Source organism: Kitasatospora sp. NPDC086009, assembly GCF_044540385.1.
GTDB lineage: Bacteria > Actinomycetota > Actinomycetes > Streptomycetales > Streptomycetaceae > Kitasatospora.
The window spans coordinates 14218-26883 of record NZ_JBITSA010000029.1 but is presented as its reverse complement, the minus strand read 5'-3'; the positions used below and the strand labels follow the sequence as shown (position 1 = coordinate 26883).

Here is a 12666-nt window from a genome sequence, read left to right as displayed (position 1 = left end):
CCGACCGTCCCCCCTGGATGCCCCGAACGGCGGTTGGCCGGTTCCCGCCCACCATGGAAAGGTCAAATCTCGTTATCTGAGCCATCTCGTCTCAGTATTCGATACGCTGGTGACAGCGGGTGCCCCGTGTCCCTAGCATCGTCGGCATGAAGCGACAGACGGACCTCACGAAGCGGCGGGCGGTAGACCTGTGCCGCGTGGCCGCCTGTCTGTGTCGAATGCGCTAACTCGGCGTCTTTGCAGGGCATTTCCCGCCCGCCGCCGATTTTCCCGGTGATCTGGCCCGGTACCCCGTACCGCCCGTTCCCGCTGCACACCGCAGACCACCGCTCGGAACAGTGCGCCTCCCTGGTTCGTCCCATCATTCGGACATGAATTCGGAACGGCCGCCGACGAGCACCCGCAGCAGCACCTTCCGCAAACCGCCCTCGGATGGAGAACACCACCATGAGCCGCAGCGACGTCCTGGTCGACGCCGACTGGGTCCAGGCCCGCCTGGACGACCCGAAGGTTGTCATCGTCGAGGTCGACGAAGACACCTCCGCCTACGACAAGAACCACATCCGCAACGCCGTCCGGATCGACTGGAAGAGCGACCTCCAGGACCCGGTCCGCCGCGACTTCATCGACCAGGCCGGCTTCGAGGCGCTGCTGAGCGCCAAGGGCATCGCCAACGACGACATCGTGGTGCTCTACGGCGGCAACAACAACTGGTTCGCCTCGTACGCCTACTGGTACTTCAAGCTGTACGGCCACGGCGATGTCCGCCTGCTGGACGGCGGCCGCAAGAAGTGGGAGCTGGACTCCCGCGACCTGGTCGCCGAGGTGCCGGCCCGCCCCGCGACCGAGTACAAGGCGCAGGCCGTCGACTCCTCGATCCGTGCCTTCCGCGACGACGTGATCGCCGCCATCGGCACCCTCAACCTGGTCGACGTCCGCTCGCCCGACGAGTTCTCCGGCAAGCTGCTCGCCCCGGCCCACCTCCCGCAGGAGCAGTCGCAGCGCCCCGGCCACGTGCCGAGCGCCCGCAACATCCCGTGGGCCAAGAACGCCAACGACGACGGCACCTTCAAGAGCGACGACGAGCTGAAGGCCCTGTACGAGGCCGAGGGCATCGACCTGGCCAAGGACACCATCGCCTACTGCCGCATCGGCGAGCGCTCCGCGCTCACCTGGTTCGTGCTGCACGAGCTGCTCGGCCAGGAGAACGTGAAGAACTACGACGGCTCCTGGACCGAGTACGGCAGCCTCGTCGGCGTGCCGATCGAGCTCGGCAACTGAACCGCCGGCTCCACCCGTAAGGCTGAAGGGAAGACAAGACATGTGCGGTGCGAAGGCCGGTGGGCCGGACCTGGCAGGAGTTGACGTGGCGAACGAGACGATCATCCAGGGTTCCGTGACCCGAGACGGCGAGCCGGTGAACGGCTACGTCCGGCTGCTCGACGAGGGCGGCGAGTTCACGGCCGAGGTGCCCACCTCGGCGACCGGCCAGTTCCGGTTCTTCGCCCGCCCGGGCAAGTGGACGCTGCGCGCGCTCGTCCCGGGGCAGACCGTGGACCGCCAGGTGGTCGCCTCCCAGGGCAACCTGACCGAGGTCGCCATCGCCGTCTGAGCGCTCTGACCCCGCTCCGAGCGCCCCGCGTGCGCTTCGCACGCCGAGCGCTCCGGGTGACCGAGTGCGCCGGATCCGGCCCGAAACGGCCGGATCCGATCCCGAGGGCCCCTGCTTCCGCAGGGGCCCTCGGTCGTACGGTGGAAGCGTGCAGGGGAGCCGGCGGCATCGCTACTACTTCGCCATGATGGGCGTCTGCCTGGGGCTGTTCGTCCTGGCCTGGGGCGTGGTCCGGTTCTGGTCCGTCCCGGCCGCGATCGGCATGTGCGTGGTCGCGATGGTGATCCCGCCCGCCGCCGCGGTGTTCGCGAACAAGCGGGACCCCGAGGACGACTGGTGGAACGACCCGCGCTGGGAGGACCCGAAGTGGGACGACCCCGGTCACGACCGGGACCACCCGGACCACGAGGGGCGGCGGGGGCCGGATCAGTAGACGAGGGCCTGCACGCCGTCCGCCATGATCTCGCTGACGAAGACCTGCGCGCCCGCGATCCGGACGCCCTCGACGGTGTCCTTCTGCTCGATCCCGCGCCGGGCCGCGCACTGCGTGCAGAGGGTGACGGTGCCGGCCGCCAGGATCGACTCCAGCAGGTCCGGCAGCGGCGCCGCGTGCGGCAGCTCGAACTCCGCCGCCCGCCCCGGCAGGGCGAACCAGGACGACTCGCCGGTCAGCCAGAGCGAGACCTCGATCCCGCTGGCGACGGCCACCGCCGCCACCGTGAAGGCCTGCGAGCAGCGCTCCGGCGCGTCCGCACCGGCGGTGACCTTGATGACGAGCTTCTTCGAGTCGGACTTCGTATCGGAGGACATGCCGCCACCCTAGATCCCGGCGAAATGCCGACGTGGTGGGGCTCACCGAGACCCGTCGTCACCCGGCGGATAGAGTGAGCGCCAGCAAAATCCACCACACTGTCGCCGCCCTGGGAGCCCCCCGTGTCCGGTCTGGAAATCTTCTTCGACGGTCTGCTGGCCCTCATGGCCGTGCTGATCACCTGGTTCGCCATCTTCTCGGTGATGAAGCTGTACCAGGGCCAGCGCTGAGTCCGGCTGCCGTACGGTTGAAGCTGCCCCACATCGTCGACGACAGCGACCAGGAACATGATCGAGATCCCCTCTGACCTCCACAAGGACGTCGTCCCGCTCGCCTTCCTCCTCGGCACCTGGGAGGGCGCGGGCGTCTACGCGCCGCTGCCCGGCGAGGAGGCCGCCGGTGCGGAGAAGTGCAACTTCGGCCAGGAGATCGTCTTCCGGCACGACGGCCGGCCGTTCCTGGAGTTCCGCTCCCGCACCTGGGTGCTGGACAGCGAGGGCGAGAAGGTCCGCCCGCTGGAGAACGAGCACGCGTTCTGGCGCGTGACCAGCAACCAGCACGGCACCAGCGGTGTCCGCGGGATCGAGATCTCCTCCGTCCGGGACGACGGCGCCGTGGAGATCTGGTACGGCGAGCTGGCCGACGGCAAGCCGCAGATCGACGTCTCCACCGACGCGGTGGCCCGGATCGAGGGCTCGCCGGAGTACTCGGGCGGCAAGCGTCTCTTCGGCTTCGTCAACGAGGAGCTGCTCTGGGTCGGCGAGAAGGCCGCCCCGAACGTGCCGCTGCGCCCGTACATGTCGGCGCAGCTGAAGAAGGTGCTCAGCCCGGCCCAGTTGATCAAGGACATCAACGACCTGCCGGACGACGGCATCGCCTTCTTCCGCTGAGCACGGCTCACCGCTGAGCACGGCTCACCGCCGGGCACAGCCCACAGCCCACCGCGCACGAGGTAGGGACCGGCCGACGGCCGGTCCCTACACTTGCATCAGGACCCCCGACCTTGGCAGGGACAGCACCGTGGCGGACACCGGCACCACAGACTGGCAGCTCTCCGGCGACTGGAAGGCCGATCTGCGTCAGCGCGGCTACCGCCTCACGCCCCAGCGCCAGCTCGTCCTGGAGGCGGTCGACGTGCTCGACCACGCGACCCCGGACGACATCCTCGGGCACGTCCGCCGGACGGCCAGCGGCATCAACATCTCCACCGTCTACCGGACCCTGGAGCTGCTGGAGGAGCTCGGCCTGGTGTCGCACGCGCACCTCGGCCACGGCGCTCCGACGTACCACCTGGCGGGCCGTCACCACCACCTCCACCTGGTCTGCCGGGACTGCGAGAAGGTCACCGAGACCGGTACCGAGATCGCCCGGCCGCTGATCGAGAGCCTGCGCGAGCGGCACGGCTTCGACACCGACCTCAAGCATTTCGCCATCTTCGGCCGCTGCGCCGACTGCACCGCCAAGCTCGCCGAGGACCGGCCGTAAGCTGGCCGGTATGAAGAGCCCGCTGCTTGCGCTGCCCGGTGCCGTCCCCGCCGGGGGAACCGACGAGGGTGTGGCCGCCCACTACGGCGACATCTTCCGCGAGCAACGCAACCTCGCGCGGGGCAGCGGCTTCGTGGACCTCTCCCACCGCGGCGTGATCACCGTGACCGGCGACGACCGGCTGGCCTGGCTGCACCTGCTGCTCACCCAGCACGTCAGCGAGCTGCCCGTGCAGCAGGCCACCGAGGCGCTGGTGCTCTCCCCGAACGGACACGTCGAGCACGCCCTGTACGTGGTCGACGACGGCACCACCACCTGGGCGCACGTCGAGCCGGGCACGGCGCAGGCGCTGCTCGGCTACCTGGAGAGCATGAAGTTCTTCTACCGGGTCGAGGTCGCCGACGCGACCGCCGACTACGCGGTGGTCCACCTGCCGGCCGGCTCCACCGCCGCGGCGGACGGCGCGGCGGCGGTCCGCGAGCTGGCCTACGGGCGGGACCTCTTCCTGCCGCGTGCCGAGCTGGCGGCGCTGACCGGGGGCTACGGCCCGGCGGCCGGGATCTGGGCGTACGAGGCGCTGCGGATCGAGGGCCACCGGCCGCGGCTCGGCTTCGAGACCGACCACCGGACCATCCCGCACGAGGTGGACTGGCTGACGACCGCCGTCCACCTGCAGAAGGGCTGCTACCGCGGCCAGGAGACGGTCGCCCGGGTGCACAACCTGGGCCGGCCGCCGCGCCGGCTGGTCTTCCTGCACCTGGACGGCACCGAGGAGACGCTGCCCCCGCACGGTACCGAGGTGCGGCTCGCCTCGGACCCGGACGGCCGGGCACTGGGCTTCGTGACGTCCTCGGCGCGCCACCACGAGCTGGGGCCGATCGCGCTGGCGGTCGTCAAGCGGAACGTCCCGGTGGACGCGGTGCTGCTGGCCGGGACGGTGCCGGGGACGCAGGACGTGATCGTCCCGCAGTAGCCGGGCCGGTCGGGCCCCGGTCCGGTCAGACCTCGACCAGGACGGTGAACGGGCCGTCGTTCACCAGTGCGACCCGCATGTCCGCGCCGAAGCGGCCGGTCTCGACCTTGGCGCCCAGGGCGCGCAGCTGGGCGACCACCTCGTCCACCAGCGGCTCGGCGACCGGGCCGGGGGCGGCGGCGTTCCAGGTGGGGCGGCGGCCCTTGCGGGCGTCCCCGTAGAGGGTGAACTGGCTGATCACCAGGAGCGGCGCGCCCAGGTCCGAGCAGGACTGCTCGACCCCGTCGGCCCGGGCCTCGCCCGGCTCCAGCAGTCGTAGCGTCCAGAGCTTGCGGGCCAGTTGGGCCGCCTTGGCGGGGGTGTCCTCGTGGGTGACGCCGACCAGGACGCAGAGCCCCGGTCCCTCGATCGCGCCGACGGTCTCGCCGGCCACCGTCACCCTGGCCTCGGTCACTCGCTGCACCACTGCTCGCATGCGGCCATTGTGCCGGAGCGGGCGGCGCGTTCCGGCGGCCCCCTGAGGGGCGTGCGCAAGGCCCGTACGCGCTGGGTGGTGCGCGCCTGCGCGCCAGGGGATGCCGCTCTCGCTGCGAAAAGCCCCGGTCATATCAGCCACCCCCGTTCGCCAGGGGGCCGTTCGGGTGCACGGGCGGTGCACCGGCGGTGGGCGGGGTGGCACGCTGGGGCGGTACGAGGGTCCGGGGCGCCAGAGGTCCGCCGCGCCGGGTCCGTTCGGCCGGGTGGTCGAGTCGGTAGGTCAGGCGTTCTGGTGGTGTCGCCCCGTGGGGTGGCATCGGCGGGGGCGGGAACCTTTCGGGGGCGATCGCGCGTGCCATCGGACGGGTGTGCGCGGCGGGTACGCGCGACGGCCCGCCCGGGGCACGGGTCGGACCGGCGGCAGGCGACGGGGTGCCGCGAGCGGGCGGGATCGGACGACGGCAGGTGGTTGGTTGATGGACGCGAGCAGCACGGCACGGGGCCGGTCCGGGCAGACACCCGAGGGGCCGGAGCCGGTGGGGGGCTCCTCCGGCCCGGCAGCGGGTACGGAGGGTGAGCCCGATCTGGGGCGGTTGGGCCTGGAGCAGCTGCGCACCCTGCGCCGGGAGACCCTGGAGCAGGAGGCGGACCTCTCCTATCTGCGGCGCCTGCTGCATGGTCGGATGGACATCCTGCGGGCCGAACTCGACCGCCGGCCGGGCGCGCTCCTGGTGGCGGCCGGGGGTGAGAGCCCGGCGGGCGGCGCGCTGCTGGACCGGCTGCCGGCCATCCTCACCGATGCCCCGTCGACGGTCCGCCGCTCCGCCCGGCACGTCACCCTGGGGCCGCCCCGCGGCCAGCAGTCCCAGCTGGAGGCGGACGCCCTGATGGGCGATGTCCAGCTGGCCGACCTGGCCGCGCACCCGCCCGAGGAGCTGCTGGCCGCGCTGGACCGGTTGCGCGCGCACGAGCGCGAGGTGTCCGGCCGGCGGCAGCTGCTGCTGCGGACGGCGGACGGCTGCAGTGCCGAGATCACCCGCAGGTACCGTGATGGGGAAGCGCGGGTCGACGACCTGCTCGCGGGCGGCCCGCTCTGACCGGGTGAGGTGTCCGGGGCGGGTGCGTGCGGTCCGGCTCGCCCCCGGCCCACCCTCACCCCGGAAGGCTTCCGCCATGTCCCACTCCGTCGCCCTGCCCGTGCTCGCCGAGGTCATACGCTCCGGCTTCACCGAGGGCCGGCACCACGGATCGCTGGTCCTGCTCGCCGCCGACGGCTCGGTGGACTTCGCGCTGGGCGACCCCGACGCCCCGGTCTTCCCGCGTTCGTGCGCCAAGCCGTTCCAGGCGGTGGCCACCCTGCGGGCGGGCCTGGCGATCGAGGGCGAGCTGCTGGCGCTGGCCGCCTCCAGCCACTCCGCGGAATCGTTTCACCTGGACGGCGTACGGCGGATCCTGGGTGACGCGGGGCTGGACGAGTCCGCCCTGCGGACCCCGGCCGACCTGCCGCTCGACGAGACCGAGGCCGAGCTGCACCTGCGGTCCGGCGGCGGGCGCGCACCGATCCTGATGGACTGCTCCGGCAAGCACGCCGGCTGGCTGGCCGCCTGCGTCGCCAACGACTGGCCGACCGAGAGCTACCTCGACCCGGCGCACCCCCTCCAGGTGCTGGCCCGCGAGGCCATGGCGGAGGCCACCGGCGAGCCGGCGGCGCACGCCGGGGTGGACGGCTGCGGCGCCCCGCTGCTGGCTGTCAGCCTGACCGGCCTGGCCCGCGGCTACCGGGCGCTGCTGGGGGCCGAGCCGGGGACGCCGCAGCGCCGGGTGGCCGACGCCATGCGCGCCCACCCCGAGTACGTGGCCGGCACCCGCCGGGCCGACACCTGGCTGATGCGGGCGGTGCCGGGCGCGCTGTCCAAGATGGGGGCCGAGGCCGTGCAGGCGGTGGCGCTGCCGGACGGCCGGGCTCTCGCCTTCAAGATCGACGACGGTGCCGAGCGGGCCCGCGGGCCGGTCCTGGCGGCCGCGCTGCGCCGGCTCGGGGTGACCACGGCGGACGGCACGGTGGAGCGGATCGCGGCCGCGCCGCTGCTCGGCGGCGGGGTGCCGGTGGGCGAGATCCGGGCGGCCTTCTAGGCCCGTGCCCGGGTCCCCGGCACGGGGCGGAGCCGCGCTCCCGAGGACGGGCCCCGGGCCCGCCCGGCGGGCGCCGGAGTGCGGACCGGCCGGTGGCGGTGCACGGTGGACGGGGGCCGTCGCACAGGTGAGGGAGTCCGTCATGAGCGAGCACGTCTACCGGGTGACCGAGATCGTCGGGTCTTCGACCGAGAGCATCGACGCCGCCATCCGCAACGGGGTGGAGCGGGCCTCCCGGACGCTGCGCAACCTCGACTGGTTCGAGGTGACGCAGGTCCGGGGGCACCTGGCGGAGGGCCGGATCCAGCACTACCAGGTCGGTCTGAAGGTCGGTTTCCGGCTCGACGACGACGCCTGACCGGGGCCCGGCGCGCACCGGGCCCCGGTGCGCAACCGCTCGCCGGGGCCCGGTGCTTCGCCGTCCGGTCGGGCGCGGGCGCACCGGTGCGGGGACGTTCCCGCGCGGCGGTGGTCAGGCGCTCAGTGGGTAACGCCCGTCCAGGTCGTGGAAGATCGCGCCGTTGAGCACGAAGGCGCGCTTGCACTCCTCGACCACCCGGCGGCGCTCGATGTCGTCCAGCGCGAGCCCGGCGGCGTCCAGCTTGGCCCGGTAGTCGCGCTTGAAGGCGGCCGGGTTGTCGACCTCCTCGAACACGTAGAAGCGCACGCCGTCGCCCTTGCGCTCGAAGCCCCAGGTCTTCTCGGCGATGCCGCGGATGATCTGACCGCCCGACAGGTCGCCGAGGTAGCGGGTGTAGTGGTGCGCGATGTACCCGGCCGGCCACTCGGCCGCCAGCTCCTCCACCCGGGCCACGTACGCGGCGGTGGCGGGCAGCGGCGCCAGCCCCTCGCGCCAGCCGGGCCCGCGCAGGTGCTCCAGGTCGCGCTCGATGGCGGCGGTGCGCAGCAGGGCCCGGTCGATGAACGGTCCGGCCACCGGGTGGTCCGCCAGCTCGGCGGTCCGGCCCTCCAGGGCCCGGTAGACGTACCAGAGCTGGCCCGTGAGGTCGGCGTAGGCGTCGACGCCGAGCCGTCCGCCCAGCAGGCGGCTCATGAAGGGCGACTGCTCCGCGGCCTCGTGCTCCTCGCTGCTGGCGGTGCGGAGCACGGTGGAGAACGGGACGGGCTGCTCGGGCGTGGGCATGCGGCCTCCAGGGATCGGAACGGGCCCCGGTTAGCCTAACCTGAGTTCCCGTCATGCCGACAGAGTGTCGGCAAAGCCGGTCCGGGAGCGGCGCGGGAGCCTCCGGGCGCGGCCGGGAACGGCGAAGGCCGGGGTCGCGGACGAATCCGCGAACCCCGGCCTCCGACCGCCCCGACCTACCTCGAACCGCCCTGCGAACGAGATCGGTACGAGGGCTCAGTGACCGCCCTGCTCCGCAAGCCGCTTGATCGACGCGGTGACCTCGGCCTCGGCCTCGGCGCGGCCGACCCAGTTGGCGCCCTCGACGGACTTGCCGGGCTCCAGGTCCTTGTAGACCTCGAAGAAGTGCTGGATCTCCAGACGGTCGAACTCCGACACGTGGTGGATGTCCTGCAGGTGCTCCCAGCGGGGGTCGGTCGCCGGGACGCAGAGCAGCTTGTCGTCGCCGCCGGCCTCGTCCGTCATCTTGAACATGCCGATGACGCGGCACTTGATCAGGCAACCGGGGAAGGTCGGCTCCTCCAGGATGACCAGGGCGTCCAGGGGGTCGCCGTCGTCCGCCAGGGTGCCCTCGACATAGCCGTAGTCGGCCGGGTAGCGCGTCGAGGTGAACAGCATCCGGTCAAGACGAAGGCGACCGCTCTCGTGGTCGACCTCGTACTTGTTGCGCGAGCCCTTAGGGATTTCGATAAGGACGTCGAACTCCAACGGTTCCTCCAAGGTAGGGACTGACAGAATCCAAGTGTCTCCTACGGGAGCGGGTGCTCAGGAAAGGGGCCGGTCGGTGGGAGCAGTGGTCGGGGCGGGAGACCGCCGCAGGGGGACGGCCGCAGGGTTGTTCGGGGCGGCACTACTGGTCGCCGGCACGGTGCTGGGTTCGGGCGGCGGCGCGTACGCCCAGCCCTCCCCTCCGGCCGGCGGGCACAGCGCGGGCCACGGCGAGGACGGGAAGAAGCACGGCGGCGGGGACGGTGACCGCGGGCACGACCGCGGCGGCGACCAGGGCCGGAACCGGGTGGGAGCGGCGGAGCCGACCGGCCCGACCGGGGCCGCCGGGCCGTCCACCACCCCGCCGCCCGGCACCCCGCCCGCCGGGCCCGCCGGTTCGCCCACGGGGACGCCCGCCACCCCGGCCGCCGGCCGCCCGGCCCCGGTCGCGGGGGCCGTCCTGGCCTCGGCCGAGGCCGGACCGGGCGCCGCGCTGCCGACCGCCCAGGGGCTCCAGCAGGCGCTCGCCGCCGCGCTCGCGGACCGCAACCTGGGCACCGTCAGCTTCGCCGTCGCGGACGCGGCGGACGGCCGGGTGCTCTACGGCTCGGGGGAGAACGCGCCCGCCACCCCGGCCTCCACCACCAAGCTGGCGACCACCGTCGCGGCGCTCTCGCTGATCCCGGGGGACACCCGGTTGGCCACCCGGGTCGTCAAGGGTGCGAACCCCGGCGAGATCACCCTCGTGGGTGGTGGTGACCCGACCCTCACCGCGCTGCCCGCCGACCAGGTGCAGATCGGCGGCGCGCCCGCCGACGCCGACACCGCCCCCGCCTCCCTGGAGGCCCTGGCCCGGCAGACCGCCGCCGCCCTCAAGGCCGCCGGCACCACCGCCGTCAAGCTGGACTACGACCTCTCGCTCTACGCGGGCAGCCCCCAGCACAAGAACTACGACGCCGCCAACATCGCGCTGGTCACCCCGCTGATGATCGACGAGGGCAAGGTCGACCCGAAGAGCCGTGAGGACGCGCCGGCCCGGGTGGCCGACCCGGCCGGCCAGGCCGCCGACGCCTTCGCCGCCCAACTGAGGGCCCAGGGCATCACCGTGGACGGCAAGGCCAAGCCCGCCGCCGCCCCCGCGGCCGCCACCGCGCCGGTCCTCGGCCGGGTCGATTCGCCGACCGTCGCCCGGCTGGTCGAGCGCCTGCTCACCACCTCCGACAACACCCTCGCCGAGGCGATCGCCCGTCAGGCCGCGCTCGCCGCGCACCAGCCGGCCAGCTTCGAGGGCGCCGCCACCGCCGTCACCCAGGAACTCGCCCGGCTCGGCGTGCCGATGACCGGGGTGGTGCTGGGCGACGGCAGCGGGCTGAGCACGGGCAACGCGATCCCGCCCGCCGTCCTCGTCCAGCTGCTCGCGCTGGCCTCCTCGGAGCAGCACCCGACGCTGCGTCCGGTGCTCACCGGCCTGCCGATCGCCGGATTCACCGGCACCCTCGGCAAGCGCTTCGGCGCCGGCTCCGGCGCGGCCGAGGCGGCCGGCCTGGTCCGGGCCAAGACCGGCAGCCTGAACGGCGTCAACACCCTGGCCGGCACGGTGGTGGACGCCGAAGGCCGGCTGCTCGCCTTCGCCGTGATGACGAAGACCACCGCGGCCGCCGACACCGCCCGCGCCGCGATGGACCGCGTCGTGGCCAGACTGGCGGCCTGCGGCTGCCACTGAGTCACCCGCGGCGACGTCGACCGGGGCCGATCCCCGTGCACCGGCGGGGGGTTCGGCCCCGTACGGCCGCCGCCCGGAGTCCGGCCGTCCCGGGCACCCGTCCGGCAGGACGTGGGCTCCCGTGGCTCCCCCCGATGGGCCGGAGCACGTACGGTGAGGGCATGACGAGCGCGAGCGGCGGTGCTGACATGGTCGACTGGAATCTCGCGGTCGCAACCGCGACCAGGCTGGTACGGCCGGGGCCGGAGGTGAGCCGCGCGGAGGCGGCGGCCGTGGTCGCCGAACTGCGCAGGCACGCCCTGGAGGCGGAGGAGCACGTCCGGGCGTTCACGGGCATGCGCTCCAGCAGCCTCGGTGCGGCCACCGCGACCCCGGTGCTCATCGTGGACCGCCCCGGTTGGGTGCGGGCCAACGTCGCGGGCTTCCGGACGGTGGTCCAGCCCCTGGTGGAGAAGCTCCAGGCCCGCCGGAGCGGCAGCGCCGCGGCCGGGGTCCTCGGCGCGGTGGGGGAGAAGGCCACCGGCATCGAGGTCGGCGCCCTGCTGGCGTTCCTGGCGACCAAGGTGCTCGGCCAGTACGAGACCTTCGCCCCGGCCGAGTCCTCGCTGGAGGCGCCGGACAGCCCGGCCGCGCTCTTCGACAAGCCCCGGCTGGGCCCCGAGGGCCCCGGCCCGGGCCGGCTGCTGCTGGTGGCGCCGAACATCGTGCACGTCGAGCGGGAGCTGGACGTGAACCCGGCCGACTTCCGGCTCTGGGTCTGCCTGCACGAGGAGACCCACCGCACCCAGTTCACCGCGGTGCCGTGGCTGCGCGACCACATCCAGTCCGAGGTGCAGTCCTTCCTGGCCGAGACGGACGTCGACCCGGGGGCGCTGCTGGACCGGCTGCGGGACGCGGCGGGCACGCTCGGCGGCCTGCCCGGCCTCGGCGGGCGGGGCGAGGGGGCCGGATCGACCGGACTGCTGGAGATCGTCCAGTCGCCGTCCCAGCGCGAGATCCTCGGCCGTCTGACGGCCGTGATGTCGCTGCTGGAGGGCCATGCGGACGTGGTGATGGACGGCGTGGGCCCGGCCGTGGTGCCGAGCGTGGCCGAGATCCGGGAGAAGTTCCAGCAGCGCCGGGACCGCGGTGCCAACCGGCTCGACCTGGTGCTGCGCCGACTGCTCGGCATGGACGCCAAGCTCCGCCAGTACCAGGACGGCGCGGTCTTCGTGCGGGGCGTGGTGGAGCAGGTCGGGATGGACGGCTTCAACCGGGTCTGGACGTCCCCGAACACCCTGCCCACCAAGGACGAGATCCACGACCCCGCCGCCTGGGTGGCCCGCGTCGCGAGGTGACTCGCCCGCCGGAGCGTCCCTTCGGCCCGGGCGGCCGGGGGACTCGCCCCGGTCGCTCTCCGTGCGCGCGCTCCGGGCGGGGCCGGAGGCGGTCGGCAGCGGTCAAAGCCGTTCGTACGAGTGGTCCAATCGTGCAGATGGCGGGTGAAGATACGTTTCTCCATTCACCCGTACGTGGGACGGTGGTCGTACCGGTGGCGCGGGTGGCGTAGCGGGTGCCTCCTTTCTGCCACCATCTGTGAGCGCCCGGTAACACGGCGCTC

The 12666-nt window shown here is 73.3% G+C and carries 16 protein-coding genes; 12 read left to right on the top strand and 4 right to left on the bottom strand.

The window, feature by feature from the left end:
• Positions 1 to 146: 146 nt before the first annotated feature.
• The 4 genes from ACIF6L_RS36540 to ACIF6L_RS36525 all read left to right on the top strand — a co-directional run bounded on the left by ACIF6L_RS36540 (position 147) and on the right by ACIF6L_RS36525 (position 2045).
• The gene (locus ACIF6L_RS36540; protein WP_350517234.1) at positions 147 to 227 is read left to right on the top strand and encodes an Ms5788A family Cys-rich leader peptide; all 81 of its coding nucleotides are present in this window, start codon (positions 147 to 149) and stop codon (positions 225 to 227) included.
• Positions 228 to 447: 220 nt separating this feature from the next.
• Positions 448 to 1281: a sulfurtransferase gene (locus tag ACIF6L_RS36535; RefSeq protein WP_352293668.1), complete on the top strand. Its 834-nt coding sequence runs from the start codon at positions 448 to 450 to the stop codon at positions 1279 to 1281.
• Positions 1282 to 1321: 40 nt separating this feature from the next.
• Positions 1322 to 1612: a DUF1416 domain-containing protein gene (locus ACIF6L_RS36530; RefSeq protein ID WP_093861460.1), complete on the top strand. Its 291-nt coding sequence runs from the start codon at positions 1322 to 1324 to the stop codon at positions 1610 to 1612.
• Positions 1613 to 1796: 184 nt separating this feature from the next.
• Positions 1797 to 2045, top strand: coding sequence for a hypothetical protein (locus ACIF6L_RS36525; RefSeq protein ID WP_380385530.1), 249 nt, complete (start codon positions 1797 to 1799; stop codon positions 2043 to 2045).
• On the opposite strand, the gene ACIF6L_RS36520 is transcribed toward ACIF6L_RS36525, so the two are convergent.
• Positions 2039 to 2422: a DsrE family protein gene (locus ACIF6L_RS36520; RefSeq protein WP_329489105.1), complete on the bottom strand. Its 384-nt coding sequence runs from the start codon at positions 2420 to 2422 to the stop codon at positions 2039 to 2041. The genes ACIF6L_RS36525 and ACIF6L_RS36520 overlap by 7 nt on opposite strands.
• Before the next feature lie 288 nt (positions 2423 to 2710).
• Between ACIF6L_RS36520 and ACIF6L_RS36515 the strand changes: the two genes are divergently transcribed.
• The 3 genes from ACIF6L_RS36515 to ACIF6L_RS36505 all read left to right on the top strand — a co-directional run bounded on the left by ACIF6L_RS36515 (position 2711) and on the right by ACIF6L_RS36505 (position 4881).
• Positions 2711 to 3313, top strand: a complete 603-nt coding sequence (locus ACIF6L_RS36515; protein ID WP_396488905.1) for an FABP family protein — start codon at positions 2711 to 2713, stop codon at positions 3311 to 3313.
• A gap of 130 nt (positions 3314 to 3443) precedes the next feature.
• On the top strand, positions 3444 to 3908 hold the full coding sequence (locus tag ACIF6L_RS36510) for a Fur family transcriptional regulator (protein WP_359803843.1): 465 nt from the start codon (positions 3444 to 3446) through the stop codon (positions 3906 to 3908).
• A 10-nt stretch (positions 3909 to 3918) separates the two neighbouring features.
• Entirely contained in the window at positions 3919 to 4881 is a 963-nt protein-coding gene (locus ACIF6L_RS36505; protein ID WP_396488903.1) for a YgfZ/GcvT domain-containing protein, read from the top strand.
• 25 nt (positions 4882 to 4906) lie between these two features.
• Here ACIF6L_RS36505 and dtd read toward each other — a convergent pair whose 3' ends face one another.
• On the bottom strand, positions 4907 to 5356 hold the full coding sequence (gene dtd / locus ACIF6L_RS36500) for a D-aminoacyl-tRNA deacylase (RefSeq protein ID WP_396488901.1): 450 nt from the start codon (positions 5354 to 5356) through the stop codon (positions 4907 to 4909).
• A gap of 478 nt (positions 5357 to 5834) precedes the next feature.
• Here dtd and ACIF6L_RS36495 point away from each other — a divergent pair, with 478 nt between their 5' ends.
• From ACIF6L_RS36495 to ACIF6L_RS36485, 3 genes are all read left to right on the top strand, one after another.
• The gene (locus ACIF6L_RS36495; protein WP_380385488.1) at positions 5835 to 6455 is read left to right on the top strand and encodes an ABC transporter substrate-binding protein; all 621 of its coding nucleotides are present in this window, start codon (positions 5835 to 5837) and stop codon (positions 6453 to 6455) included.
• A gap of 76 nt (positions 6456 to 6531) precedes the next feature.
• Positions 6532 to 7491: an asparaginase gene (locus tag ACIF6L_RS36490; RefSeq protein WP_359835494.1), complete on the top strand. Its 960-nt coding sequence runs from the start codon at positions 6532 to 6534 to the stop codon at positions 7489 to 7491.
• 142 nt (positions 7492 to 7633) lie between these two features.
• The gene (locus ACIF6L_RS36485; RefSeq protein ID WP_329489112.1) at positions 7634 to 7849 is read left to right on the top strand and encodes a dodecin; all 216 of its coding nucleotides are present in this window, start codon (positions 7634 to 7636) and stop codon (positions 7847 to 7849) included.
• A gap of 114 nt (positions 7850 to 7963) precedes the next feature.
• On the opposite strand, the gene ACIF6L_RS36480 is transcribed toward ACIF6L_RS36485, so the two are convergent.
• Both ACIF6L_RS36480 and ACIF6L_RS36475 read right to left on the bottom strand, forming a co-directional pair.
• The gene (locus ACIF6L_RS36480; protein WP_396488899.1) at positions 7964 to 8635 is read right to left on the bottom strand and encodes a heme oxygenase (biliverdin-producing); all 672 of its coding nucleotides are present in this window, start codon (positions 8633 to 8635) and stop codon (positions 7964 to 7966) included.
• Between the two features lie 216 nt (positions 8636 to 8851).
• Positions 8852 to 9343, bottom strand: coding sequence for an inorganic diphosphatase (locus ACIF6L_RS36475; RefSeq protein ID WP_329492202.1), 492 nt, complete (start codon positions 9341 to 9343; stop codon positions 8852 to 8854).
• 76 nt (positions 9344 to 9419) lie between these two features.
• Here ACIF6L_RS36475 and dacB point away from each other — a divergent pair, with 76 nt between their 5' ends.
• Both dacB and ACIF6L_RS36465 read left to right on the top strand, forming a co-directional pair.
• A complete protein-coding gene (dacB, locus tag ACIF6L_RS36470; RefSeq protein ID WP_396488897.1) occupies positions 9420 to 11066 on the top strand; it encodes a D-alanyl-D-alanine carboxypeptidase/D-alanyl-D-alanine-endopeptidase in 1647 nt (548 codons plus the stop codon).
• A 161-nt stretch (positions 11067 to 11227) separates the two neighbouring features.
• Positions 11228 to 12403: a zinc-dependent metalloprotease gene (locus ACIF6L_RS36465; protein ID WP_396488895.1), complete on the top strand. Its 1176-nt coding sequence runs from the start codon at positions 11228 to 11230 to the stop codon at positions 12401 to 12403.
• Positions 12404 to 12666: the final 263 nt, after the last annotated feature.

Coding starts and splice junctions, on each gene's coding strand:
- ACIF6L_RS36485 (WP_329489112.1), top strand. CDS start 7,634: ATGAGCGAGCACGTCTACCGGGTGACCGAGATCGTCGGGTCTTCGACC.
- ACIF6L_RS36465 (WP_396488895.1), top strand. CDS start 11,228: ATGACGAGCGCGAGCGGCGGTGCTGACATGGTCGACTGGAATCTCGCG.
- ACIF6L_RS36480 (WP_396488899.1), bottom strand. CDS start 8,635: ATGCCCACGCCCGAGCAGCCCGTCCCGTTCTCCACCGTGCTCCGCACC.
- ACIF6L_RS36540 (WP_350517234.1), top strand. CDS start 147: ATGAAGCGACAGACGGACCTCACGAAGCGGCGGGCGGTAGACCTGTGC.
- ACIF6L_RS36490 (WP_359835494.1), top strand. CDS start 6,532: ATGTCCCACTCCGTCGCCCTGCCCGTGCTCGCCGAGGTCATACGCTCC.
- ACIF6L_RS36515 (WP_396488905.1), top strand. CDS start 2,711: ATGATCGAGATCCCCTCTGACCTCCACAAGGACGTCGTCCCGCTCGCC.
- ACIF6L_RS36535 (WP_352293668.1), top strand. CDS start 448: ATGAGCCGCAGCGACGTCCTGGTCGACGCCGACTGGGTCCAGGCCCGC.
- ACIF6L_RS36495 (WP_380385488.1), top strand. CDS start 5,835: ATGGACGCGAGCAGCACGGCACGGGGCCGGTCCGGGCAGACACCCGAG.
- ACIF6L_RS36505 (WP_396488903.1), top strand. CDS start 3,919: ATGAAGAGCCCGCTGCTTGCGCTGCCCGGTGCCGTCCCCGCCGGGGGA.
- ACIF6L_RS36525 (WP_380385530.1), top strand. CDS start 1,797: ATGATGGGCGTCTGCCTGGGGCTGTTCGTCCTGGCCTGGGGCGTGGTC.
- ACIF6L_RS36530 (WP_093861460.1), top strand. CDS start 1,322: ATGTGCGGTGCGAAGGCCGGTGGGCCGGACCTGGCAGGAGTTGACGTG.
- ACIF6L_RS36520 (WP_329489105.1), bottom strand. CDS start 2,422: ATGTCCTCCGATACGAAGTCCGACTCGAAGAAGCTCGTCATCAAGGTC.
- dtd (WP_396488901.1), bottom strand. CDS start 5,356: ATGCGAGCAGTGGTGCAGCGAGTGACCGAGGCCAGGGTGACGGTGGCC.